Source organism: Streptomyces sp. NPDC052721 (assembly GCF_040678315.1).
In the GTDB taxonomy this organism is placed as follows: Bacteria; Actinomycetota; Actinomycetes; order Streptomycetales; family Streptomycetaceae; genus Streptomyces.
In genome coordinates, this window is record NZ_JBFATL010000001.1 from 141,787 (window position 1) to 165,121 (window position 23,335).

At 72.8% G+C, this 23,335-nt stretch carries 18 protein-coding genes and 2 pseudogenes; 12 read left to right on the forward strand and 8 right to left on the reverse strand.

Annotated elements, in window-relative coordinates; genetic code table 11:
* Nucleotides 1-207 precede the first annotated feature (207 nt).
* From gltB to AB0L21_RS00685, 3 genes are all read left to right on the forward strand, one after another.
* Complete coding sequence (gene gltB / locus AB0L21_RS00675) at nucleotides 208-4,806, forward strand: glutamate synthase large subunit (RefSeq protein ID WP_365781400.1); 4,599 nt, start codon at nucleotides 208-210, stop codon at nucleotides 4,804-4,806.
* Complete coding sequence (locus AB0L21_RS00680) at nucleotides 4,799-6,262, forward strand: glutamate synthase subunit beta (RefSeq protein WP_365781402.1); 1,464 nt, start codon at nucleotides 4,799-4,801, stop codon at nucleotides 6,260-6,262. Before gltB ends, AB0L21_RS00680 begins: the two co-directional genes overlap by 8 nt.
* 150 nt (nucleotides 6,263-6,412) lie before the next feature.
* Nucleotides 6,413-7,138 carry a VWA domain-containing protein gene (locus AB0L21_RS00685; protein ID WP_365781404.1) on the forward strand — a complete coding sequence of 242 codons (726 nt, stop codon included), beginning with the start codon at nucleotides 6,413-6,415 and terminating at the stop codon, nucleotides 7,136-7,138.
* A gap of 32 nt (nucleotides 7,139-7,170) precedes the next feature.
* Here the strand turns inward: AB0L21_RS00685 and AB0L21_RS00690 are convergent, their stop codons facing one another.
* Together AB0L21_RS00690 and AB0L21_RS00695 are read right to left on the reverse strand one after the other, a co-directional pair.
* Nucleotides 7,171-8,124: an acyl-CoA dehydrogenase family protein gene (locus AB0L21_RS00690; RefSeq protein WP_365781406.1), complete on the reverse strand. Its 954-nt coding sequence runs from the start codon at nucleotides 8,122-8,124 to the stop codon at nucleotides 7,171-7,173.
* A complete protein-coding gene (locus AB0L21_RS00695; protein ID WP_365781408.1) occupies nucleotides 8,124-9,263 on the reverse strand; it encodes an acyl-CoA dehydrogenase family protein in 1,140 nt (379 codons plus the stop codon). Before AB0L21_RS00695 ends, AB0L21_RS00690 begins: the two co-directional genes overlap by 1 nt.
* A gap of 67 nt (nucleotides 9,264-9,330) precedes the next feature.
* Between AB0L21_RS00695 and AB0L21_RS00700 the strand changes: the two genes are divergently transcribed.
* The 3 genes from AB0L21_RS00700 to AB0L21_RS00710 are packed head-to-tail and all read left to right on the forward strand — an operon-like array spanning nucleotide 9,331 to nucleotide 11,936.
* Complete coding sequence (locus AB0L21_RS00700; RefSeq protein WP_365698725.1) at nucleotides 9,331-10,116, forward strand: SDR family oxidoreductase; 786 nt, start codon at nucleotides 9,331-9,333, stop codon at nucleotides 10,114-10,116.
* A 25-nt stretch (nucleotides 10,117-10,141) separates the two neighbouring features.
* Entirely contained in the window at nucleotides 10,142-10,753 is a 612-nt protein-coding gene (locus AB0L21_RS00705; RefSeq protein WP_365781410.1) for a TetR/AcrR family transcriptional regulator, read from the forward strand.
* A gap of 25 nt (nucleotides 10,754-10,778) precedes the next feature.
* On the forward strand, nucleotides 10,779-11,936 hold the full coding sequence (locus tag AB0L21_RS00710; RefSeq protein WP_365698726.1) for an acetyl-CoA C-acetyltransferase: 1,158 nt from the start codon (nucleotides 10,779-10,781) through the stop codon (nucleotides 11,934-11,936).
* A 363-nt stretch (nucleotides 11,937-12,299) separates the two neighbouring features.
* On the opposite strand, the gene AB0L21_RS00715 is transcribed toward AB0L21_RS00710, so the two are convergent.
* From AB0L21_RS00715 to AB0L21_RS00730, 4 genes are read right to left on the reverse strand one after another with little or no spacing between them, the layout of a single operon-like run.
* Entirely contained in the window at nucleotides 12,300-13,358 is a 1,059-nt protein-coding gene (locus AB0L21_RS00715; RefSeq protein WP_365781412.1) for a nitronate monooxygenase, read from the reverse strand.
* Nucleotides 13,358-14,098, reverse strand: a complete 741-nt coding sequence (locus tag AB0L21_RS00720) for a CoA-transferase (RefSeq protein ID WP_365781414.1) — start codon at nucleotides 14,096-14,098, stop codon at nucleotides 13,358-13,360. The genes AB0L21_RS00715 and AB0L21_RS00720 overlap by 1 nt, the downstream gene beginning before the upstream one ends.
* The gene (locus AB0L21_RS00725; RefSeq protein WP_365698729.1) at nucleotides 14,095-14,946 is read right to left on the reverse strand and encodes a CoA-transferase; all 852 of its coding nucleotides are present in this window, start codon (nucleotides 14,944-14,946) and stop codon (nucleotides 14,095-14,097) included. Before AB0L21_RS00725 ends, AB0L21_RS00720 begins: the two co-directional genes overlap by 4 nt.
* Nucleotides 14,947-15,735 carry an enoyl-CoA hydratase family protein gene (locus tag AB0L21_RS00730; RefSeq protein ID WP_365781416.1) on the reverse strand — a complete coding sequence of 263 codons (789 nt, stop codon included), beginning with the start codon at nucleotides 15,733-15,735 and terminating at the stop codon, nucleotides 14,947-14,949.
* Nucleotides 15,736-15,865: 130 nt separating this feature from the next.
* Here AB0L21_RS00730 and AB0L21_RS00735 point away from each other — a divergent pair, with 130 nt between their 5' ends.
* From AB0L21_RS00735 to AB0L21_RS00745, 3 genes are all read left to right on the forward strand, one after another.
* A complete protein-coding gene (locus tag AB0L21_RS00735) occupies nucleotides 15,866-16,636 on the forward strand; it encodes an SDR family oxidoreductase (RefSeq protein ID WP_365781418.1) in 771 nt (256 codons plus the stop codon).
* Nucleotide 16,637: 1 nt separating this feature from the next.
* Nucleotides 16,638-17,543 (forward strand): SDR family oxidoreductase, encoded by a 906-nt coding sequence (locus AB0L21_RS00740; protein ID WP_365698732.1) that lies wholly within the window; start codon nucleotides 16,638-16,640, stop codon nucleotides 17,541-17,543.
* A 90-nt stretch (nucleotides 17,544-17,633) separates the two neighbouring features.
* Complete coding sequence (locus AB0L21_RS00745; RefSeq protein ID WP_365781420.1) at nucleotides 17,634-18,515, forward strand: hypothetical protein; 882 nt, start codon at nucleotides 17,634-17,636, stop codon at nucleotides 18,513-18,515.
* Here the strand turns inward: AB0L21_RS00745 and AB0L21_RS00750 are convergent.
* Complete coding sequence (locus AB0L21_RS00750) at nucleotides 18,442-19,323, reverse strand: hypothetical protein (protein WP_365698735.1); 882 nt, start codon at nucleotides 19,321-19,323, stop codon at nucleotides 18,442-18,444. The genes AB0L21_RS00745 and AB0L21_RS00750 overlap by 74 nt on opposite strands.
* Before the next feature lie 364 nt (nucleotides 19,324-19,687).
* Nucleotides 19,688-20,107: pseudogene (locus tag AB0L21_RS00755) on the reverse strand (hypothetical protein); the annotation flags it as partial.
* A 103-nt stretch (nucleotides 20,108-20,210) separates the two neighbouring features.
* Between AB0L21_RS00755 and AB0L21_RS00760 the strand changes: the two are divergent.
* From AB0L21_RS00760 to pepN, 3 genes and pseudogenes are all read left to right on the forward strand, one after another.
* Nucleotides 20,211-20,324, forward strand: a pseudogene (locus AB0L21_RS00760) (AraC family transcriptional regulator); the annotation flags it as partial.
* A gap of 34 nt (nucleotides 20,325-20,358) precedes the next feature.
* On the forward strand, nucleotides 20,359-20,709 hold the full coding sequence (locus tag AB0L21_RS00765; protein WP_365698736.1) for a chorismate mutase: 351 nt from the start codon (nucleotides 20,359-20,361) through the stop codon (nucleotides 20,707-20,709).
* A 116-nt stretch (nucleotides 20,710-20,825) separates the two neighbouring features.
* The gene (pepN, locus tag AB0L21_RS00770) at nucleotides 20,826-23,318 is read left to right on the forward strand and encodes an aminopeptidase N (RefSeq protein WP_365781422.1); all 2,493 of its coding nucleotides are present in this window, start codon (nucleotides 20,826-20,828) and stop codon (nucleotides 23,316-23,318) included.
* Nucleotides 23,319-23,335: the final 17 nt, after the last annotated feature.

A 23,335-nucleotide genomic window follows, 5' to 3' on the forward strand; every position in this document is an offset into this window, starting at 1 on the left:
CCGTCGTCGCACGGCACCGCGCCGCGACCGCGCGGCACCTCCGCCGCGACCGCGGCGTCCGCATGTTGGAACGGTGTTTCCGGTTCCCGAGAACCGCTCCATCATGTAACCTGCACGAAATTTTGATCTCATCGAAGATCTCACGCAGAGGGCCAACGTCGTCCCTCGGCACCTGCCACATGCCACATGACGACGACGGGAGAGCCGATGCGTACGCCGCGCCAGCCGTCCCAGCATTCCGCGAATGGCCAGAACTGGTCGTTCATGGATGCTCGCCCTGCTGCGCAGGGTATGTACGACCCCCGCAACGAACACGACGCGTGCGGCGTCGGTTTCGTCGCCACCCTCACCGGCGAGGCGTCCCACACCCTGGTCGAGCAGGCCCTCACCGTCCTGCGCAACCTGGAGCACCGTGGTGCCACCGGCTCCGAGCCCGACTCCGGCGACGGCGCGGGCATCCTCTCGCAGGTGCCGGACGCCTTCCTCCGCGAAGTGGCCGGTTTCGACCTTCCCGCCGCCGGCTCCTATGCCGTAGGCATCGCCTTCCTGCCGGAGGACGGCACCGAGGACGCCGTCTCACAGATCGAGACGATCGCCGCCGACGAGGGCCTGACCGTCCTCGGCTGGCGCGAGGTCCCGGTCGCCCCCGAGCTGCTGGGTGCCACCGCCCGCTCCACCATGCCGGTCTTCCGCCAGATCTTCGTGACCGACCGGGCCAGCGAGGGCATCGCGCTGGACCGCAAGGCCTTCGTGCTGCGCAAGCGCGCCGAGCGGGAGGCGGGGGTCTACTTCCCGTCCCTGTCCGCCCGGACGATCGTCTACAAGGGCATGCTGACCACCGGCCAGCTGGAGCCCTTCTTCCCGGACCTGTCCGACCGCCGCTTCGCCTCCGCGATCGCGCTCGTGCACTCCCGGTTCTCCACGAACACCTTCCCGTCGTGGCCGCTCGCGCACCCGTACCGCTTCGTCGCGCACAACGGTGAGATCAACACCGTCAAGGGCAACCGCAACTGGATGCGCGCCCGCGAGTCGCAGCTGGTCTCCGACCTGTTCGGCCCGGACGAGAAGGCCATCGAGCGGATCTTCCCGGTCTGTACGCCGGACGCCTCCGACTCCGCCTCCTTCGACGAGGTCCTGGAACTGCTGCACCTGGGCGGCCGTTCGCTGCCGCACTCCGTGCTGATGATGATCCCGGAGGCGTGGGAGAACCACGACTCCATGGACCCGGCCCGGCGCGCCTTCTACCAGTTCCACTCCACGATGATGGAGCCCTGGGACGGTCCGGCCTGCGTCACCTTCACCGACGGCACCCAGGTCGGCGCCGTGCTCGACCGCAACGGCCTGCGCCCCGGCCGCTACTGGGTCACCGACGACGGCCTCGTCGTCCTCGGCTCCGAGGTCGGCGTCCTCGACATCGACCCGGCCAAGGTCGTCCGCAAGGGCCGCCTCCAGCCCGGCAGGATGTTCCTGGTCGACACCGCCGAGCACCGCATCATCGAGGACGACGAGATCAAGGCGTCCCTCGCCGCGGAGAAGCCGTACGCCGAGTGGCTGGAGGCCGGCGAGATCGAGCTGTCCGACCTGCCCGAGCGCGAGCACATCGTCCACACCCACGCCTCGGTCACCCGCCGCCAGCAGACCTTCGGCTACACCGAGGAGGAACTGCGCGTCATCCTCGCCCCGATGGCTCGCACCGGCGCCGAGCCGATCGGCTCCATGGGCACGGACTCCCCGATCGCGGCCCTGTCCGAGCGTCCGCGGCTGCTCTTCGACTACTTCACCCAGCTGTTCGCGCAGGTCACCAATCCGCCGCTGGACGCGATCCGCGAGGAACTGGTCACCTCCCTGCGCTCCTCGCTGGGCCCGGAGGGCAACCTGCTGGAGCCGACGGCCGCCTCCTGCCGCTCGGTCACCCTGCCCTTCCCGGTGATCGACAACGACGAGCTGGCCAAGCTCATCCACATCAACGCCGACGGCGACATGCCCGGCTTCAAGGCGGCCACGCTGTCCGGCCTGTACCGGGTCTCCGGCGGCGGTGAGGCCCTGGCCGCCCGCATCGAGGAGATCTGCGCCGAGGCCGACGCGGCGATCGAGAACGGCGCCCGCCTGATCGTCCTGTCCGACCGGCATTCGGACGCCGAGCACGCGCCGATCCCGTCGCTGCTGCTCACCGCGGCCGTCCACCACCACCTCATCCGCACCAAGCAGCGCACCCAGGTGGGTCTGCTGGTCGAGGCCGGCGACGTCCGCGAGGTCCACCACGTCGCCCTGCTCATCGGCTACGGCGCCGCCGCCGTCAACCCGTACCTGGCCATGGAGTCCGTGGAGGACCTGCTGCGCGCGGGCACCTTCATCAACGGCATCGAGCCCGAGCAGGCCATCAAGAACCTGATCTACGCCCTCGGCAAGGGCGTCCTGAAGGTCATGTCCAAGATGGGCATCTCCACCGTCGCCTCCTACCGCGGCGCCCAGGTCTTCGAGGCCGTCGGCCTGGACGAGGCCTTCGTGGAGAAGTACTTCAGCGGCACCGCCACCAAGATCGGCGGTGTCGGCATCGACGTCATCGCCCAGGAGGTCGCCGCCCGCCACGCCAAGGCCTACCCGGCCTCCGGCATCGCCCCGGCGCACCGCGCGCTGGAGATCGGCGGCGAGTACCAGTGGCGCCGCGAGGGCGAGCCCCACCTGTTCGACCCGGAGACGGTCTTCCGCCTCCAGCACTCCACGCGCACCGGCCGGTACGACATCTTCAAGAAGTACACGGAGCGGGTGAACGAGCAGTCCGAGCGCCTGATGACGCTGCGCGGCCTGTTCGGCTTCAAGTCCGGCAGGGGCCCGATCCCGATCGACGAGGTCGAGCCGGCGAGCGAGATCGTCAAGCGGTTCTCGACAGGCGCCATGTCGTACGGCTCCATCTCCAAGGAGGCGCACGAGACCCTCGCCCTCGCCATGAACCAGCTGGGCGGCAAGTCCAACACCGGTGAGGGCGGCGAGGACCCCGAGCGCCTGTACGACCCGGCGCGGCGGTCCGCCATCAAGCAGGTCGCCTCCGGCCGCTTCGGCGTGACCTCCGAGTACCTGGTCAACGCGGACGACATCCAGATCAAGATGGCCCAGGGCGCCAAGCCCGGCGAGGGCGGCCAGCTGCCCGGCCACAAGGTCTACCCCTGGGTCGCCAAGACACGTCACTCGACACCGGGTGTCGGCCTGATCTCCCCGCCGCCGCACCACGACATCTACTCCATCGAGGACCTGGCCCAGCTGATCCACGACTTGAAGAACGCGAACCCGCAGGCGCGGATTCACGTCAAGCTGGTCTCCGAGGTCGGCGTCGGCACGGTCGCCGCGGGCGTCTCCAAGGCGCACGCGGACGTGGTGCTCATCTCCGGCCACGACGGCGGCACGGGTGCCTCCCCGCTGACCTCGCTGAAGCACGCGGGCGGCCCCTGGGAGCTGGGCCTCGCCGAGACCCAGCAGACCCTGCTCCTCAACGGCCTGCGCGACCGGATCGTCGTCCAGACCGACGGCCAGCTGAAGACCGGCCGTGACGTCGTCATCGCCGCGCTGCTCGGCGCCGAGGAGTTCGGTTTCGCGACCGCTCCGCTCGTCGTCTCCGGCTGCGTCATGATGCGCGTCTGCCACCTGGACACCTGCCCGGTCGGCATCGCCACTCAGAACCCGGTCCTGCGCGACCGGTTCGCCGGCAAGGCCGAGTACGTGGTGAACTTCTTCCAGTTCATCGCCGAGGAGGTCCGCGAGCTCCTCGCCGAGCTGGGCTTCCGCTCCATCGAGGAGGCCGTGGGCCACGCCGAGGTGCTGGACGTCGAGCGCGCGGTCGACCACTGGAAGGCGCAGGGCCTGGACCTGAAGCCGCTGTTCCACGTGCCGGACCTGCCCGAGGGCGCCGTCCGCCACCGGATCGTCGCCCAGGACCACGGCCTGGAGAAGGCCCTGGACAACGAGCTGATCAAGCTCGCCGCCGACGCGCTGGCCGCTTCGGACGCCACCGAGGCACAGCCGGTGCGCGCCCAGGTCGCCATCCGCAACATCAACCGCACGGTCGGCACCATGCTCGGCCACGAGGTGACGAAGAAGTTCGGTGGGGCCGGCCTGCCCGACGACACCATCGACATCACCTTCACCGGCTCGGCCGGCCAGTCCTTCGGCGCCTTCCTGCCGCGCGGTGTCACGCTCCGCCTGGAGGGCGACGCCAACGACTACGTCGGCAAGGGACTCTCCGGCGGCCGGATCATCGTCCGCCCGGACCGGGCGGCCGACCACCTCGCCGAGTACTCGACCATCGCGGGCAACACCATCGCCTACGGCGCCACCGGCGGCGAGCTGTTCCTGCGCGGCCGTACCGGTGAGCGGTTCTGCGTCCGCAACTCCGGCGCGCTGGTCGTCTCGGAGGGCGTGGGCGACCACGGCTGCGAGTACATGACCGGCGGTCACGCGGTGGTCCTCGGCCCGACGGGCCGCAACTTCGCGGCGGGCATGTCCGGCGGTATCGCCTACGTCATCGACCTCGACCGCGACAACGTCAACGCCGGCAACGCCCGGTCGGTCGAGGCGCTGGACGAGGCGGACAAGCAGTGGCTGCACGACGTGGTGCGCCGCCACGCCGAGGAGACCGGCTCGACGGTCGCCGAGAAGCTGCTCGCCGACTGGGACACGGCCGTGGAGCGGTTCAGCAAGATCATCCCCAGCACGTACAAGGCAGTGCTCGCCGCCAAGGACGCCGCCGAGCGAGCCGGTCTCACCGAGACCGAGATCACCGAGAAGATGATGGAGGCGGCGACCAATGGCTGACCCCAAGGGCTTCCTGAACCACGGCCGTGAGGTCGCCAAGACCCGCCCCGTCGACGAGCGGGTCAAGGACTGGAACGAGGTCTACGTCCCCGGCTCCCTGCTGCCGATCATCAGCAAGCAGGCCAGCCGCTGCATGGACTGCGGCATCCCGTTCTGCCACAACGGCTGTCCGCTGGGGAACCTGATCCCCGAGTGGAACGACTACGCCTACCGCGAGGACTGGGCGGCCGCCCAGGAGCGGCTGCACGCGACCAACAACTTCCCGGAGTTCACCGGTCGCCTCTGCCCGGCCCCCTGCGAGTCGGCGTGCGTGCTGGGCATCAACCAGCCGCCGGTCACCATCAAGAACGTCGAGGTCTCGATCATCGACAAGGCGTGGGAGACCGGGGACGTCGCCCCGCAGATCCCCGAGCGCCTGTCCGGCAAGACCGTCGCGGTCATCGGCTCCGGCCCGGCGGGTCTCGCCGCCGCCCAGCAGCTGACCCGGGCCGGCCACACGGTCGCCGTCTACGAGCGCGCGGACCGCGTCGGAGGCCTCCTCCGGTACGGCATCCCGGAGTTCAAGATGGAGAAGCGGCACATCAACCGCCGTATCGAGCAGATGCGCGCGGAGGGCACCCGCTTCCGCACCGGCATCGAGATCGGCCGCGACCTCAAGGCGACCGACCTGAAGAAGCGGTACGACGCCGTGGTCCTGGCCGTCGGTGCCACGACCGCCCGTGACCTGCCGGTGCCCGGCCGCGAACTCAAGGGCATCTACCAGGCCATGGAGTACCTGCCGCTGGCCAACAAGGTCCAGGAGGGCGACTACGTCACCCCGCCGGTCTCGGCCGAGGGCAAGCACGTCGTCGTCATCGGCGGCGGTGACACCGGCGCGGACTGCGTGGGCACCGCCCACCGGCAGGGCGCGGCCTCCGTCACCCAGCTGGAGATCATGCCCCGCCCGAACGACGAGCGGCACCCGACGAACCAGCCCTGGCCGACCTTCCCGATGCTCTACAAGGTCACCTCGGCCCACGAGGAGGGCGGCGAGCGGGTCTACTCCGTCTCCACCACCCACTTCGAGGGCGACGAGGACGGCAACGTGCAGTGGCTGCACCTCACCGAGGTGGAGTTCATCGACGGCAAGCTCACCGCGAAGCCGGGCACCGAGCGCAAGATCCCGGCCCAGCTGGTGACGCTGGCGATGGGCTTCACCGGCACGGACCGGGAGAACGGCCTGGTGGAGCAGTTCGGCCTGGACCTCGACGAACGCGGTAACATCGCCCGCGACGCCGACTTCCAGACCAACGTGCCGGGTGTGTTCGTCGCCGGTGACGCCGGCCGCGGCCAGTCCCTCATCGTGTGGGCGATCGCGGAGGGCCGCTCGGCCGCCCGCGGAGTCGACCGCTTCCTGACCGGAGCCAGCGATCTGCCGGCCCCGATCCGCCCGACGGACCGCGCCCTGGCGGTCTGACGCGCACACAACGGACCCCAGGTCCCGCACAGACGTCCCGTACAAAGGCGTACGGAACATGAACGGCGCCTGCCCGCCTGTCCCCGACCGGACGACTGGGCAGGCGTCGTCGCATGTACGCTCGGCGCCTGACCGGCCCAGGGGGAGATCATGGCCGCGCTCAGCCTGCGCAAGGTGGAGGAGACCGCGCCCGCGCTCGTCGACGCCTACCGGTCGGCGGGGGTGTCCCTGCGCAAGCACGGCCTGGACGGGCTGCGGGCGGCCGTCCATCTCGTGGTCGACCACTCGGGCTCGATGAGGCCGTACTACCAGGACGGCAGCGTGCAGGCGCTCGCGGACCGGGTGCTGGGCCTGTCCGCGCACCTGGACGACGACGGACGGGTGCCCGTCGTGTTCTTCTCCACCGACGTCGACGCGGTCACCGACATCGCCCTCGCCGGGCACGAGGGCCGCATCGAGCGGATCGTGTCCGGGCTCGGCCGCATGGGCAGGACCAGCTACCACCTGGCGATGGACGCCGTCATCGACCACTACCTGGACAGCGGCGCCACCGCCCCCGCCCTCGTCGTCTTCCAGACCGACGGCGGCCCGGTCAGCGGGCTCGCCGCCGAACGCCATCTGTGCAAGGCCGCGCGACTCCCGCTGTTCTGGCGGTTCGTCGGCTTCGGCGACCCGGGCAGCCGGCAGTTCGAGTTCCTGCGCAAGCTGGACGAACCGGCGGTCCCCGGCAAGCGGACCGTGGACAACGCCGGCTTCCTCCACGCCGGCCAGGACCCGCGCCGGGTCTCCGACACGGAACTGTACGACCGTCTCGTCGCTGAGTTCCCGAGGTGGCTCGCGGCCGCACACGCGGCGGGCGTCGTACGGCCGGACTGAGACACGACCCCGCGTCGATCCGCCGCCATGTCCTAGAGCCCGTCCGCGAGCACCAGGTCCCGGCACTCCTCAGGCGTCCCCCACGCCGAGCGCAGCGCCCGTGCCTTGGTCAGCCACAGGGACAGGTCGTACTCCGCCGTGTACCCGATCGCGCCGTGCAGGTGCAGCGCCGTACGGGCCGTCCGGTACGCCGCCTCGCACGCCGTGAGCTTGGCCGCGGCCACGTCCGCCGGGCGCAGGGACACCGCCGCGCCGAACAGCAGGGGGCGGGCGAACTCCAGGGCGGTCTTCGCGTCGGCCAGGCGGTGTCTGACGGCCTGGAAGGAGCCGACGGGGACGCCGAACTGGGTGCGCTGCTTCACGTGGACGACGGTCCGGTCGAGCAGGGCGAGGCCGACGCCGAGGGCCTGGGCGGCGGTGGCCAGGCGGAGCCAGGCGAACGCCCGGTCGTACGGCGCGGCGGGGGCGAGGAGTTCGCCGGCGGGGGCGAGCGGAGTCAGCCGGCGGGCCGGGTCCAGGGAGCGGCGCACGGGGCCGGGGGCCGCCGTGGACAGGTACAGGCCGTCGGGGGCCGGGGACAGGCGGAGGGACGCGGCGTCGCCGTCGAGGGCGTAGCCGGTGCGCGCCGCCACGGTCGCCACGTCCGTTCCGGCCGCGAGCCCGGGCAGGAAGCGCTCGGCCAGCGGGGGTTCGCCCAGGAGTACGGCCGCCGCGACCGTCTCCGCGAGCGGGCCGGGCACCGCGTGCCGGCCCAACTCCACGAACGCCACCGCCAGTTCCACCGGGCGCGGCCCCAGCCCCCCGTACTCCTGCGGTACCGCCAGACCGAACACCCCCACCTCGGCGATCCGCGACCAGAGCGCGCGCCCGCGCGCGTGGTCGCCCCGGCTCCAGTCCCGGACCGCCGCCGGGGTGTCCGCGGCGCTCAGCATCGCGTGCAGCGTGTCGGCGAGGGCGCGCTGGTCGGCGTCGAGGAGGAAGCGCATCAGCGGCGTCCCTTCGGCAGGCCGAGCAGCCGCTCGGCGACGATGTCCCGCTGGATCTCGTTCGTGCCCGCGTAGACCGGCCCCGCCAGGGAGAAGACGTACCCCTCCGACCAGGCCCCGTCCGCCAGTTCGCCCTCCGCGCCCAGCAGATCGAGCGCCGTCTCGTGCAGGGCGAGGTCCAGCTCGGACCAGAACACCTTGTTCATGCTGGACTCCGGGCCGAGCCGGGCGCCGTCCAGGACCCGGGAGGCGGCGGCGTAGGTGAACAACTGGTAGGCGCGGGCGGCGATCAGGGCATCGGCCACCCGGGCGCGGGCGTGCTCCGGCGAGCCCTGGGCCCGCCACAGGTCGCGCAGCCGGGCGGCGGAGGCGAGGAAGCGGCCCGGGGAGCGCAGGGTGAGCCCGCGTTCGTCGCCCGCCGCGGACATCGCGATCCGCCAGCCCTGGCCCGGCTCGCCGATCACGTCCTCGTCCGGGACGAACAAGCCGTCCAGGAACAGCTCCGCGAAGGCCGGCTTGCCGTCCAGGCGGCCGATCGGGCGGACGGTGACGCCGGGGGCCCGCAGGTCGAACATCAGGTACGTGAGCCCCTCGTACCGCCTCGGAGCATCGGGATCGCTGCGGAACAGGCCGAAGGCACGGTCCGCGAACGCGGCGCGCGAGGACCAGGTCTTCTGCCCGTGCAATCGCCAGCCGCCGTCCGTGCGCACCGCCCGTGAGGTGAGCGCGGCGAGGTCGGAACCCGCCTCCGGCTCGGACCAGGCCTGCGCCCAGACCACCTCACCGGTGGCCATCGGCGGCAGCACGCGCGCGCGTTGCTCCTCCGTGCCGTATGCGAAGAGGGTCGGCGCGAGCAGACTGACGCCGTTCTGGCCGACCCGGCCGGGCGCGCCCGCCGCCCAGTACTCCTCCTCGAACACCAGCCAGCGCAGCAGCCCGGAGTCCCGTCCGCCGAACCGCTCCGGCCACGACACCACCGACCAGCGGTCCGCGGCCAGTTCGGCCTCCCACGCGCGGTGGGCCGCGAAGCCCTCCTCCGTCTCCAGGGACGGCAACGGCGTACGCGGCACGTGCGCGGCCAGCCAGGACCGGGCCGCGGCGCGGAACTCCTCGTCGGCCTGGGAGTGGGTCAGGTCCACGGTCGCCGCCTTCCTTCCGCTGCCGCTCATCTTCCCTAACAAGTGTTTGGTAGGTTAGCGTGGCCCTATGACAGGCGTCGAGAGCCCGGCCTACACACCCGGGCACGGACTGCTGCGCGGGCGCACCGCCGTCATCACCGCGGCGGCCGGCACCGGCATCGGCGGAGCCACCGCGCGCCGCTTCCTGGAGGAGGGCGCCCGGGTGCTGATCAGCGACGCCCACCCGCGCCGGCTGAAGGAGCACGAGGCCGCGCTGGGCCGGGAGTTCCCCGGCGCGGTCGCCGCGGTGCCGTGCGACGTCACCGACGAGGCCCAGGTACGGGCCATGTTCGACGCGGCCGTCGCCACGCACGGACGGCTGGACGTGGTCGTCAACAACGCCGGACTCGGCGGCACTTCGGCCCTGGCCGACATGACCGACGACCAGTGGTCCCGGGTCCTGGACGTCACCCTGAACGGCACCTTCCGCTGCACCCGGGCCGCCCTGCGCGCCATGCGCGAAAGCGGCGGCGGCGTGATCGTCAACAACGCCTCCGTCGTCGGCTGGCGCGCCCAGGCCGGACAGGCCCACTACGCCGCCGCCAAGGCCGGTGTGATGGCACTGACCCGCTGCGCGGCGATCGAGGCCGCCGCGTACGGCGTGCGGGTCAACGCGGTCGCCCCCAGTCTCGCCATGCACCCCCACCTGGAGAAGGTCACCTCCGCCGAACTGCTCGCCGAGCTGACCCGACGGGAGGCCTTCGGGCGGTACGCGCAGCCGTGGGAGGTGGCCAACGTGATCGTCTTCCTCGCCTCCGGCTACTCCTCCTACCTGACCGGCGAGGTCGTCGCCGTCAGCAGCCAGCACCCCTGACGGGCGGGCAGACCACAATGGGTGCGTGCCGACCAAGAAGAAGCCCCAGGTGACCGCGGCAGCGGCCCGGCGCGGAGAGCTCCTGAGCACCGCCGCCGAGGTCTTCGCCGAGCACGGCTACAACGCCACCACCGTCCGCAGGATCGCCGACCACGCCGGGATGCTCGCGGGCAGCCTCTACTACCACTTCGACTCCAAGGAGTCGATGCTCGAGGAGATCCTGCGGACCTTCCTCGACGAACTCTGGGACGGCTACGACACCGTCCTCGCCTCCGGACTCGGGCCCCGCGAGACGCTTCAGGCGCTGGTCACCGAGTCCTTCCGGGAGATCGACCGGCACCGCGCGGCCGTCGCCATCTACCAGAAGGAGAGCAAACAGCTCGTCGCCCAGGACCGGTTCGCCTTCCTCGCCGAGTCCCAGCGCCGGTTCGAGACGGCCTGGCTCAGCACGCTGGAACGCGGGGTCGCCGAGCGGGTCTTCCGCGCGGACCTGGACGTCCGGCTCACCTACCGGTTCGTCCGCGACACCGTGTGGGTCGCCGCCTCCTGGTACCGGCCCGGCGGCAAGCACAGCCCCGAGGAGATCGCCCGCCAGTACCTGTCGATGGTCCTGGACGGGATCGCCGTACGCGAATAGCCCCTTTCCTACAGAGGGAGTTGCCATGGCCGAGGCCTACATCGTCGAAGCGGTCCGCACACCGGTCGGGCGGCGCGGGGGAGGACTCAGTACGGTCCACCCGGCCGACCTGGGCGCGCGGGTGCTCACCGCGCTGGTGGAGCGCTCCGGGATCGACCCGGCCGCCGTGGACGACGTGGTCTTCGGCTGTCTGGACACGGTCGGACCGCAGGCCGGCGACATCGCCCGCACCTGCTGGCTGGCCGCGGGCCTGCCCGAAGAGGTGCCTGGCGTCACCGTGGACCGGCAGTGCGGCTCCTCCCAGCAGGCCGTGCACTTCGCCGCGCAGGCCGTGCTCTCCGGCACCCAGGACCTGGTGGTCGCCGGCGGGGTGCAGAACATGTCCCAGGTCCCCATCGCCTTCGCCTCCCGGCAGGCCGCCGTCCCCCTCGGCCTGACCGAGGGCCCCTTCCTCGGCAGCACCGGCTGGCGCGCCCGCTACGGCGACCAGCCCGTCAACCAGTTCGCCGGCGCCGAGATGATCGCCGCCCAGTGGGGCATCGGCCGCGAGGAGCAGGAGGAGTTCGCCCTGCGCTCGCACCGGCGCGCGATCTGGGCGATCGACACCGGCCGCTTCTCCCGCGAGACCGTCCCCTGCGGCGAGGTCGCCGTGGACGAGGGCCCGCGCCGGGACACCTCCCTGGAGAAGATGGCCGCCCTGCGCCCCGTCCTGGACGGTGGCACGGTCACCGCGGCGTGCTCCTCCCAGGTCTCCGACGGGGCCGCGGCCCTGCTGCTCGCCTCCGAACGGGCCGTACGCGACCACGGACTGCGCCCGCGCGCCCGGGTCCACCACCTCTCCGCACGCGGCGAGGACCCCATCCGCATGCTCACCGCGCCCATCCCGGCCACCGCACACGCCCTGAAGAAGACCGGCCTGACCCTCGACGCCATCGACCTCGTGGAGATCAACGAGGCCTTCGCGCCGGTCGTCCTCGCCTGGCTGAAGGAGACCGGCGCCGACCCCGACAAGGTCAACGTCAACGGCGGCGCCATCGCCCTAGGCCACCCCCTCGGCGCGACCGGCGCCCGGCTGATGACGACCCTCCTGCACGAACTGGAGCGCACCGACGGCCGCTACGGCCTCCAGACCATGTGCGAGGGCGGCGGCCAGGCCAACGTGACGATCATCGAAAGGCTGTGACGCCGCGGTGGGACGACGGGCGGGTGCCGTTCGGCGAACGGCCGTGACTGAGCGGTGGGACGACGGTGGAGCACGGCAGGCCACGATCGCCGGACGGCTGTGGCTGGGGGGTGGGACGGCGGTGGTGCAGTGGCCGGGTGGTGATCGCCGGACGGCTGTGGCTGTGGGGTGGGACGGCGGTGGTGCAACGGCCGGTGGTGATCGCCGGACGGCTGTGGCTGTGGGGTGGGACGGCGGTGGGGCAGCGGCCGGGTGGTGATGGTCGAGCGGCTGTGGCTGTGGGGTGGCCCGGCGGTGGTGCAGCGGCCGGTGGTGATCGCCGGACGGCTGTGACCGTGGGGCGGAACGTCCGCCACGTGACCGTCACCGGTCCGCTCTCAGCTCTGCCAGTCCGGTCAGCACCTCCTCCGCCTCCTTCATGATCCGCTCCACCAGTTCCGCGCAGGACGGCAGGTCGTCGATCACCCCGGCGACCTGCCCCGCCGCCATCACCCCCAGATCCGTACGGCCGTCCACCATCGCCGACTTCAGCAGCATCGGCGTGTTCGCGGCCAGCAGCACCTGACTCCAGGACAGCTCCTTGCCGTGCCGCAGGGCGAGGCCGTCGCGGACCAGCTGCCGCCAGGTGAGCCCCGACAGCCGCCGGAAGCCGGCCGCCCGCCGCGCCGCGTGCGCGAAGCCGCGTATCCGGCCCGACCGCTCCAGCGCCGCCACCAGGTCGGTGCGCAGCATCCGGTGCGGCAGTCCGTCCACCGCCCGGGTCACCGTGACGTCCCGGACCGCCGCCGCCAGATACCTGGCCTTCACCGCGTCCGGCACCGTCGAGTCGGAGGTCAGCAGGAACCGCGTGCCCATCGCCACCCCGGCCGCCCCGTACGCCAGCGCCGCCACCAGCCCCCGCCCGTCGAAGAAGCCGCCCGCCGCCACGACCGGTATCCGCACCGCGTCCACCACCTGCGGCAGCAGCACGCTCGTCGCCACCTCGCCGGTGTGTCCGCCGCCCTCGCCGCCCTGCACGAGGACCGCGTCCGCGCCCCAGGCCGCCACCTTCTCGGCATGCCGCCGGGCGCCGACGGACGGGATCACCACCACGCCCGCCGCCTTCAGCTCGGCGATCAGCTCGGCGGACGGCGCCAGGGCGAAGGAGGCCACCCGGACGCCCTCCTCCAGCAGGATCCGCACCCGGTCCGGCGCGTCGCCCGCGTCGGCCCGGAGGTTCACCCCGAACGGCGCGCCGGTACGGGACCGTACCTCCCGTATCGCCTCCCGCAGGCGGTCCAGCGGCATCGTGGCGGAGGCCAGGATGCCGAGGGCGCCGGCGTTCGCCGCCGCCGAGACCAGGCGCGGCCCGGCCACCCACCCCATCCCGGTCTGCACGATCGGATGGCGGACCCCGACCAGCCGGGTGAGCGCGGTCTCCATCAGCTCCCCGTCCCTTCCGGCACCTCGCGCGCGCGTGCCCCCGCCGGGTCCAGCACCTCACGGATCAGCCGCACCTCCTCCGCCCCGGGCTCCCGGGTGAACGGCACGTCGTCCGGCACGGCCAGCGGGAACCCCGTCGCCTCCCGCACCCGCTCCACGCTCACCCCCGGATGCACCGAGACCAGCCGCATCGAGTGGTCGGGGGTGGCGAAGTCGAGGACGCCGAGGTCGGTGACGACCCGCGCGAGGTGATGGAAGCGGGCCGCGCCGCCCAACCCGGCCGCCCGGTCGTATCCCACCCCGCACACCATGTCCACCCGCTCCACGAACACCCGCGGGGAGTGCCTGGGCACCCAGTAACTCGTCGGATTGTTCAGCGTGTTGAGCGGCGCGCCGCGCACCCCGAGCAGCTGTCTGCGGGGGAGCGCCCAGTCGCCGACGCAGGAGATGTTCTGGTTGCCGTACCGGTCGAGCTGGCTCGCGCCCATCATCACGTGCCGCCGGCCGCCCGCCACCAGCTCCAGGTGCTGCCGGTAGGGCAGCCAGCCCTCCGGTGTGCCGTCCGGGCGGACCAGGAGGGCCTCGCCGTCGGTCAGCAGCAGGTCCGGCGCGAACGTGAGCCGGGCCAGCCGCGCGCCCAGCGACGGGATCAGCCCCATCGGGCTCGCCAGGACCTCCCCGGCGCCCCGCCAGGCCTCGGCACAGGCGATCACGCAGTACTCGGCGCGGGTGAGCCTCACCGCTCCTCCTCCTTCCGCCAGTCCCGGACCGCCGCCCGGTAGGCGGCCTCGTCCGCGCCGAGGAACCGTGCGGCGAACTCCGGCCAGGGCGTGGTCGCGTACCGCCGCTGGAACTCCTCGTCCCTGCCGTACTCCGGTGCGCAGGAGGTGAAGTGCGCGCCGTTCGGCGCCTCCACCACACCCGTCACCGACAACCGCTTGAGCAGCAGCGACTGCGGGACGGCCGCCTTGGTCAACTCGGCCGTGCCCACGATCTGTTCGCAGGAGACGTAGGCCGCGTCCGCCGCCTCGCAGAACAGGTCGTCGAAGTACGGGTCCGGGCCGAGATACTGCCCGTTGCCCAGCCGGTCGGCGCGGTTGACGTGCACCAGGGCCGCGTCCAGCCGCAGCGCGGGCACGGCCACCAGCGTCTCCCCGTCCGCGTACGGCGACGTCACCGTCCTGAGGTCCGGGTTGACCCGCATGACGTCCGAGCCGAGCCCCGCCCGTACCGGCAGGAAGGGCAGGCGCTGTGCCGCGGCCCGCAGCCCGCACTGGAACATCCCCTCGTCGACCTCCGTCAGCGTGAAGCCGCCGCGCTCGCGCGCCGCCCGGTAGTGCGGTTCCAGCGGGATGGAGTCCAGGGTGACGAAGGCGGTGACCAGCTTGCGGATCCGGCCGGCGGCGGCCAGCATGCCGACGTCCGGGCCGCCGTACGAGACGACCGTCAGATCGCCGATGTCCGACCGCAGCAGCGCCCGGACCAGCGCCATCGGCTTGCGGCGGGAGCCCCAGCCGCCGATGCCGAGGGTCATGCCGCTCGCCAGCCGGGAGACCACCTCCTCGGCGGTCATCGTCTTGTCGCCCATCTACACGCCCTTCTTCCCGGATTCCCAGGCGTTCCCGTGCGTCCCGGAGCCCCCGGACTTCCCGAACGCGGCGCGGACACGGTCGGCCAGGCCGCTGAGGTTGGCCTCGAACGTGAAGCCCTGCTCGAAGCGGTAGCTGCGGCGCACGTCGACCGGATCGATGCCGTTGATGGCCGACTTGGCCATCCGCAGCAGCCGTCCGTCCTTGGCGGCGATCTCCCGGGCCAGCTCCAGCGCCGCCCCCGCCAGCTCCGCGCGCGGCACCACCCGCCAGACCGAGCCGTGCCCGTGCAGCTCGGCGGCGCTCACCGTGCGCCCGGTGTAGTACAGCGCGCGCATCAGGTGCTGCGGGACCAGCCGGGCCAGATGGGTCGCCGCGCCCAGCGCACCCCGGTCCAGCTCGGGCAGCCCGAAGACGGCGTCCTCGCTCGCCACCACCGCGTCCGCGGTGCCCAGCAGACCGATCCCACCCCCCAGACAGAAGCCCTGCACCGCCGCGACGACCGGTGTCTCGCACTCGTAGACCGCGGCGAAGGCCTCCGCGCAGCCCTGGTTCGCGCCGATCAGCGCCTCCTGCCCGGTCGCCTGTATCTCCTTGATGTCCACGCCCGCGTTGAACCCGCGCCCCTGGGCGGCCAGGACCACGCACCGGATCTCCGGGTCCCGGCCGGCCGCGCGCACCGCGTCGGCCAGGTCGAACCAGCCGCGCACCGGCAGCGCGTTGACCGGCGGGTAGTCGACGGTCACTACGGAAATCCCCTTTTCCGGGGACGAACGGGAGACACCCATGGGCGCATCAGCTACCTTTCCACCAAACATTTGTTAGGTGCGAGGCTTCGAAGCTAGCAGTCGGCGCGGACAAGCGGGAGGCCCTGTGGACAACCGCCCTGTGGACAACGACCCTGTGGACAACGGCCCTGTGGAAAACCCACTGCGCGAGAGCACCGTGGTGGTCACGGGCGGCACCCGGGGAGTGGGCGCGGGGATCGCCCGGGCCTTCGCCGAGGCGGGCGCCCGGGTCCTGACCTGCGCCCGCAGACCGCCCGACCGGCCCTGCGAGGGGGTCGAGTTCGCACCCCTCGACCTGCGCGACCCGCCCGCCGTCCGGGCCTTCTTCGCCGCACTGCCCCGGCTGGATGTGCTCGTCAACAACGCCGGCGGCACCCCGTACCGGCACCTGGCCGACGCCGACGCCGAACGACACGCCAAGGTCATCGAGTTGAACCTGGTCACCCCGCTGACCGCGTCCCTCGCCGCCTACCACCACCTCAGGCGCGCCAGGGGCTCGATCGTGATGGTCGGCAGCGTCAGCGGGAACCGCCCCTCGCCCGGCTCCGCCGCCTACGGCGCGGCCAAGGCCGGGCTCGCGAACCTGGCCGCCTCCATGGCCGTGGAGTGGGCGCCGGAGATCCGCGTCAACACCCTCGTCGTCGGCATGGTCCACACCGACCTGGCACCGCTGCACTACGGCGGCCCCGACGGCATCGCCGCCGTCTCCCGGACCGTCCCGCTGGGCCGGCTGGCGCTCCCCGCCGACGTCGGCGCCGCCGCCGTCTTCCTCGCCTCCGACGCCGCCGCCTACATCAGCGGGGCGAGCCTGCACGTGCACGGCGGCGGGGAACGGCCGGCCTTCCTGGACGCCGCCGAACCCCGTGTCCCCGACGCGTCGGCCCAAGGGAAAGAGAGCTGAGATGAGTGGAATCTGCGCGGGCCGGGTCGTCGTCGTCACCGGTGCCGGCCGGGGGCTCGGCCGCGCCCACGCCCTGGCTTTCGCGGCCGAGGGCGCCCGGGTGGTCGTCAACGACCTGGGCGTCGCCGTCGACGGCGCCCCGGACGCCGAGCGGCCGGCGGACGCCGTCGTGGCCGAGATCCGGGCGGCGGGCGGTGACGCGGTCGCCCACGGCGCCGACATCGCCACCAGCGAGGGCGCGGCCGGCCTGATCCGCACGGCCGTCGAGACGTACGGCCGGCTCGACACGCTCGTCAGCAACGCCGGATTCCTGCGCGACCGCATGCTGGTCAACCTCGGCGAGGACGACTGGGACGCCGTGATCCGCGTCCATCTCAAGGGCCACTTCCTGCCGCTGAAACACGCCGCCGCGCACTGGCGGGCCGAGGCCAAGGCCGGGCGGATCCCGGTGGCCCGGGTCGTGCACACCAGCAGCGGGGCCGGCCTGCTGGGCTCGGTCGGGCAGGGCAACTACAGCGCCGCCAAGGCCGGGATCGTCGGGCTCACCCTGGTCGCGGCGGCCGAACTGGCCCGCTACGGCGTCCAGGTCAACGCCGTGGCACCGGCCGCCCGCACCCGCATGACGGAACGTACCTTCGCCACGGCCATGGCGGCCCCGGCCACGGGTTTCGACGCCATGGCACCCGCGAACGTCTCCCCGCTCGTCGTATGGCTCGGCTCGGCCGGGAGCGCGGGCGTGACCGGCCGCGTGTTCGAGACGGAGGGTGGCCGGATCACCGTCATGGAGGGCTGGCGCCCCGGCCCCACCGCCCACAAGGGTGCGCGCTGGACACCGGCGGAGGCGGGGGAGGCGGCCCGGAAGCTGCTGGCGCAGGCGGAGCCGCCGGGGCGGGTGTACGGCGCGTAGGGTCGCGCACGTACCTCTTACGAGGAGAGCGGGAGGCGGCTCGCCAGCTGAGCCGCGTGATGGCTTACGGGCCGGGCGGCGCGGCGGCTAGTGCAGGGCCGGGAGCACGGCTGGCCGTTGTGGGGCTGGGTCTGCCTCGCGGCGGGCGCGGTGACCGTGGCCGGGCTCGGCGTGTACGAGGCCCGGCGGCACCGGCCGGGTACGGTGCCGCTGCTGCCCGCGCGCGCGTTCGGGTTCCCCGCGTTCTCGGTGGGTGTGCTCGTCCAGCTGCTCTTCTCCCTCGGCATGCAGGGCTTCTTCCTGGTCTTCGCGGTCTGGCTGCAGGGCGGCGAGGGGTACACCCCGCTCCGGGCCGGGGTGGTCACCGTGGCGTTCTCGGCCGGCGGGTTCCTGACCGCGCCCGTCTCGGACGGGCTCGCCGTGAAGTTCGGGCGGCTGGTGCTCGGTGCCGGGGCGCTGCTGATGGCCGGTGGGTTCGGCTGGGTGTGGGCCGCGATCGACGACGCGCCGGCGGTGCACGCGGGCGCGTGGCCGCTGGTGCCGGGACTGGTGCTCGCCGGGGCCGGGCTCGGGTTCCTGGTGGTGCCTTTGGTGAACGTGGTGCTGTCGGCGGTGCCGGGGGAGCTGGTCGGGGGGCGCGTCCGGGATCTTCTCCACGGCTCAGCAGTTCGGGGGCGCGCTGGGGGCGGCGGTGATCGGAACGGTGTTCTTCGGGGCCGTGGGGGAGGGGCTCGGCGGGGCGCTCGCCGGGGCGATGCCGTGGGTGGTGGGGGTGTTCGTGGTGTGCGGGGTGCTGTCTGCGGCGCTTCCGCGGCGGGCGGTCTCGGACCACGCGGGCTGACACGCGACTCCCTGGGCAGACGACGCGGCGATGATGCGGCGATGAAGGGCGCTGACGCTACGTGTCGCACTCCAGTACCGTCCGGCACAACCCGCACCGCGCCCGTACCCGCCCCCGCACCGGCACCCTGATCCGCTGGTGGCAGGTCGGGCACGGGAAGGTCACCCCGAGGTGGCCGCCGCTGTCGGGGGCGAAGGAGTACGGGGCCGTGGGCGGGGCGCTGGAGGCGTGCCGGCGGTCGTGGGCGTATCGGCGGCGGCCCGCCCAGCCGGCCCCGGTCAGCGGCGGCTGCTGCTCGTCCTGGCGGGCCCGGGCCATCCCCTTGACGTAGGCGGTGTAGGCCTGCGGGCTGGTGAACCACACCGAAGGGTCCTCCTGGAAGAGCAGGGCCCGCTTGGCCAGGACGTAACCGAACTCCTCCGGGGTGAGATAGCCCAGCTTCTGCGACGAGACCCCGTCCTCCCGGTAGGCGTCCAGCAGCAGCCAGCCCGCGCCCAGATAGGTCGTCGCCGTGTCCGTCAGGATCTCGTTCTCCGCCGTGGTGGGGAAGACGAGATCCAGGCGGTGCAGGTAGACGTGCGCCACCTCGTGGGCGAGCGCGGCGCCGATGTCCCTGCGGTGGGTGCGGAACCGGTCGTTCAGCTCGACGAAGTACTCGGGGCCCGCCGCGAGTTCGACGTTCGCCGCGTGGGTCATCTCCCGGAAGCCGACGATCAGCCGCGCGTCCGGCAGCCGGAAGTGCCGCACGATCTCCCGGGCCACGCGCTGCGCGCCCAGATGCAGGTCGTCGGTGTCGCAGAAGGCCACGTCGGCCGGGGCCACGCTTCCCGAGAACGTCTCGATGGTGTCGCGGGACAGGCGCCGGTACAGCGCGGTGACGGCGGCCCGCACCGTCTCCAGGTGCGGGTAGCCGTGCTGGACCGGCCCGCCGTTCGCCACGTCGGCACCCCCTGAAGACGCGGAACTCCTTTCCACTGTAGGCGGGAGGGCAGTGCGCGAAGGACCCCGGTGGGCGGCCGGTCATGCGGGCGGGAGGCGGGGAAGGGTCCGGGTGGGGTGCCGGTCAGGTGGGCGGGAGGCGGGAAGGGCCTGGGTGGGGTGCCGGTCAGGCGGGCGGGAGGCGGGAAGGGTCCGGGTGGGGTGCCGGTCATGCGGGCGGGAGGCCGGAAGGCCCTCCGTTGGGCGGTCGGCACCCTGGGAGCAGGCGGGAAGGGGCCCAGCGGGTGCCACCCAGGCAGCAGGCCGGAAAGGCCCCGTTGGCGGCCGGCACCCTGGGAGTGGGAAGGGCCCCGGTGGGTGCCGGTCACACAGGCAGCAGCCGTGGTGCCGGCCGGTCCGGTGTGCCCCCGTCCAGCTCCAGCAGCCGCACCTCGTTCTCGCCCTCCCGCAGCACCGGCCCGGGCACGTACAGCGACCGCTGCGGACCCGTCGACCAGTAACGCCCCAGGCTGAAGCCGTTGACCCAGACGAAGCCCCGCGTCCGGCCCGGCAGCTCCAGCCGGGCGTCCCCGGCCCCGCTGACCGTGACCGTGCCCCGGTAGAGCCCCGGTGCCCCCTCCCCGGGCACCGTGCCGAAGAGCACCGTGGCCACCCCGTCGGCGAACGCGTCCAGATCCAGCCCACGCGCCCCGGGCCAGGGCCGCCAGCACCTGGTCGCCGTCGCGGCGAGGCCGGCACGGGCGCGGCGCAGCGCGACGAGGAGTTCGTGGACGGCGACGCCGGACTCCACCTCCAGCAGCGGGTTGCCGCGGCGGGCGGCCCGGGCGACGCGGGCGATGACCGCGCGGGGCCCGGCGGCGTCGCAGAGCGGAACGGGACGGGGGCGTCTCACCCCCGTCCCGTTCCGCGCCCAGCAGGGCCGGACCGTCCCCGGCGGCTGGAGCGACCGCGTCCCCGACCCCGGCGGTCCACCGATGATCCACTCCCCGGACACCCCGTAGGGCCCGGCCCCGGAAGCGCATAGGGTGAGCCCCCATGACCACCAGCAACACCGGCACCGGTGCCGACGACCCCCAGGTCCGCCAGGAACTGGAGCGGCTGCGCGACAGCATCGACAACATCGACGCGGCCGTCGTCCACATGCTCGCCGAGCGGTTCAAGTGCACCCAGCAGGTCGGCCGGCTCAAGGCGCTGCACCAGCTGCCGCCCGCCGACCCCGCCCGCGAGGCCCGGCAGATCGAACGGCTGCGCCGACTCGCCGAGAACGCCAAGCTCGACCCGGCGTTCGCCGAGAAATTCCTCAATTTCATCATCGCCGAGGTGATCCGGCACCACGAACGCATCGCCGAGGACACCCACAACGGACGGCCGGCGCCCAAGGACTGAGCAGGACCCTGAGCGGAGGCCCGGCCGGCCGGGCGGGCAAGGGGCGCGCAGGGGACAAAAGCCGTGTACCGATCCGCCTCTGTGCGCTGTCGGCCCCATCAGGCAGCATGTCCTGCATGTCCGTACTCACGCGCGACGAAGCGCAGCTCCGAGCACAGTTCCTCGACGTCCACCGGTACACGGTCGAACTGGACCTCACGACCGGTGGCGAGACCTTCGACTCCCGTACCGCCATCCGGTTCACGGCGCGGTCCGCCGGGGACACGTTCGTCGAGCTGAAGCCCGCCGAGCTGCGCAGTGTCACGCTGGACGGACAGCCGCTCGACCCGGAGTCCCTGTGCGAGGACCGGCTGCCGCTGAAGAACCTCACCGCCGGCGAGCACGAGCTGCGCGTCGACGCGGTCATGCGCTACTCCCGCACCGGCGAGGGCATGCACCGTTTCACCGATCCCAGCGACGGCGAGACGTACGTCTACACGCAGATGTTCATGGACGACGTCCAGCGCGTCTTCGCCGCCTTCGACCAGCCCGACCTGAAGGCCGTCTTCGAGGTCTCGGTCCGGGCACCCGAGGGCTGGAGCGTCCTCGCCAACGGCGTCACCGAGCACCGCGGCGACGGCCTCTGGCAGGCCGCGCCCACCCCGCCGGTCTCCACCTACCTGGTCGCCGTCGCCGCCGGCCCCTGGCACTCGGTACGCACCGAGCACCGCGGACTGCCCTTCGGCATCCACTGCCGCCGCTCGCTCGCGCCCCACCTCGACACCGACGCCGACGAGATCCTCGACGTCACGCGCGCGTGCTTCGACCGCTACCACGAGAAGTTCGAGGAGCCCTACCCCTTCGACTCCTACGACCAGGCGTTCGTCCCCGAGTTCAACGCGGGCGCCATGGAGAACCCGGGCCTGGTCACCTTCCGCGACGAGTTCGTCTACCGCTCCGCCGTCACCGACACCGAGCGGCAGACCCGCGCCATGGTCATCGCGCACGAGATGGCCCACATGTGGTTCGGCGACCTCGTCACCCTCAAGTGGTGGGACGACATCTGGCTGAACGAGTCCTTCGCCGAGTACATGGGCTACCAGACCACCGCCGAGGCCACCCGCTTCACCGACCCCTGGACCGAGTTCGGCGTCACCCGCAAGTCCTGGGGCTACGACGCCGACCAGCGGCCCACCACCCACCCGGTCGCCCCCGAGAACGTCGACGACACGGCCTCCGCCCTGCTCAACTTCGACGGCATCTCCTACGCCAAGGGCGCCTCCGCGCTGCGCCAGCTGGCCGCCTGGCTCGGCGAGAAGGACTTCCTCGCCGGTATCAACACCCACTTCGCGCGGCACAAGTTCGGCAACGCCACCCTCGCCGACTTCATCGACTCCCTCGCCTCGGCCACCGACCGCGACGTGCACGCCTGGGCCGACAGCTGGCTGCGCACCACTGGCGTCGACACGCTCACCCCGCAGATCGTCTCCTCCGGCGGCACCTGCGTGCTGACCGCCGACCGCGCGGGCAGCCGCCCGCACCGCCTCAGCGCCGGCCTGTACGACCACGACGTCGCCGAGGAGGGCCGGCTGGTGCTGCGCGAGCGCATCGGCCTCGACGTCCCGCAGGCCGCGCCGCAGCCCATCGGCAAGCGCCCCGCACTGGTCCTCCTCAACGACGGCGACCTCACCTACGCCAAGATCCGCTTCGACGCCGCTTCCTTCGAGACGCTCCGCACCAGCCTGTCCGGCCTGCCCGACCCGCTCACCCGCGCGGTCGTCTGGAACGCCCTCAGGGACGCCGTCCGCGACGGCGAACTCCCGCCCGCCGCCTACCTGGAGACGGCCCGCGCCCACCTGCCCCGCGAGACCGACCTGGCCGTCGCCGAGGGCGTCCTCGCCTTCTCCGCCGGCCAGCTCGCCGACCAGTACCTGACGCCGGAGGACCGCCCGGCCGCCCTGACCACCCTCACCTCGCTCTGCCGCGACCTGCTGCGACGCACCGAGGACGGCGACCACCCCGGCCTGCGGCTGATCGCCGTACGGCACCTGATCGACGTCGCCGCCCACCCGGAGACCATCGCCGCCTGGCTCGCCGACGGCACGGTGCCCGGCGGGCCGGAACTCGACCCCGAGCTGCGCTGGCGCATCCTCGCCCGGCTCGCCGTGCTCGGCGCCACCGACGAGGACGCCATCGCCGCCGAACTGGCGCGTGACCCGAGTGCCACCGGCCAGGAGGGCGCCGCCCGCTGCCGTGCCGCCCTGCCCGACCCGGAGGCCAAGCGCGCCGCCTGGGAGGCGATGTTCGCCGGCGACGACCTGTCCAACTACCTCTTCACGGCAACCGCCCAGGGCTTCTGGCAGCCCGAGCAGGCCGAGCTGGTACGGCAGTACGTGCCCCGCTTCTACACGGACGCGGTCGACGTCGCCGCCCGCCGCGGCCCCGCCATCGCCGTCGCCGCCGGCCGGTGGTGCTTCCCGGCCCACGCCGTCGACGCCGAGAACCTGCGGCTCGGCGAGGCCTGCCTGCGCGACGCCGACATCACCCCGGCCCTGCGCCGCACCCTCGCCGACCGCCTGGACGACCTGTCCCGCGCCCTGCGGGTACGGGCAGGACAGCGGGCGGAGTAGGTCCGGCGACGCAGGAC

Coding starts and splice junctions, on each gene's coding strand:
- AB0L21_RS00730 (WP_365781416.1), bottom strand. CDS start 15,735: ATGGGTGTCTCCCGTTCGTCCCCGGAAAAGGGGATTTCCGTAGTGACC.
- AB0L21_RS00680 (WP_365781402.1), top strand. CDS start 4,799: ATGGCTGACCCCAAGGGCTTCCTGAACCACGGCCGTGAGGTCGCCAAG.
- pepN (WP_365781422.1), top strand. CDS start 20,826: ATGTCCGTACTCACGCGCGACGAAGCGCAGCTCCGAGCACAGTTCCTC.
- AB0L21_RS00710 (WP_365698726.1), top strand. CDS start 10,779: ATGGCCGAGGCCTACATCGTCGAAGCGGTCCGCACACCGGTCGGGCGG.
- AB0L21_RS00765 (WP_365698736.1), top strand. CDS start 20,359: ATGACCACCAGCAACACCGGCACCGGTGCCGACGACCCCCAGGTCCGC.
- AB0L21_RS00740 (WP_365698732.1), top strand. CDS start 16,638: ATGAGTGGAATCTGCGCGGGCCGGGTCGTCGTCGTCACCGGTGCCGGC.
- AB0L21_RS00685 (WP_365781404.1), top strand. CDS start 6,413: ATGGCCGCGCTCAGCCTGCGCAAGGTGGAGGAGACCGCGCCCGCGCTC.
- gltB (WP_365781400.1), top strand. CDS start 208: ATGCGTACGCCGCGCCAGCCGTCCCAGCATTCCGCGAATGGCCAGAAC.
- AB0L21_RS00725 (WP_365698729.1), bottom strand. CDS start 14,946: ATGGGCGACAAGACGATGACCGCCGAGGAGGTGGTCTCCCGGCTGGCG.
- AB0L21_RS00715 (WP_365781412.1), bottom strand. CDS start 13,358: ATGGAGACCGCGCTCACCCGGCTGGTCGGGGTCCGCCATCCGATCGTG.
- AB0L21_RS00690 (WP_365781406.1), bottom strand. CDS start 8,124: ATGCGCTTCCTCCTCGACGCCGACCAGCGCGCCCTCGCCGACACGCTG.
- AB0L21_RS00700 (WP_365698725.1), top strand. CDS start 9,331: ATGACAGGCGTCGAGAGCCCGGCCTACACACCCGGGCACGGACTGCTG.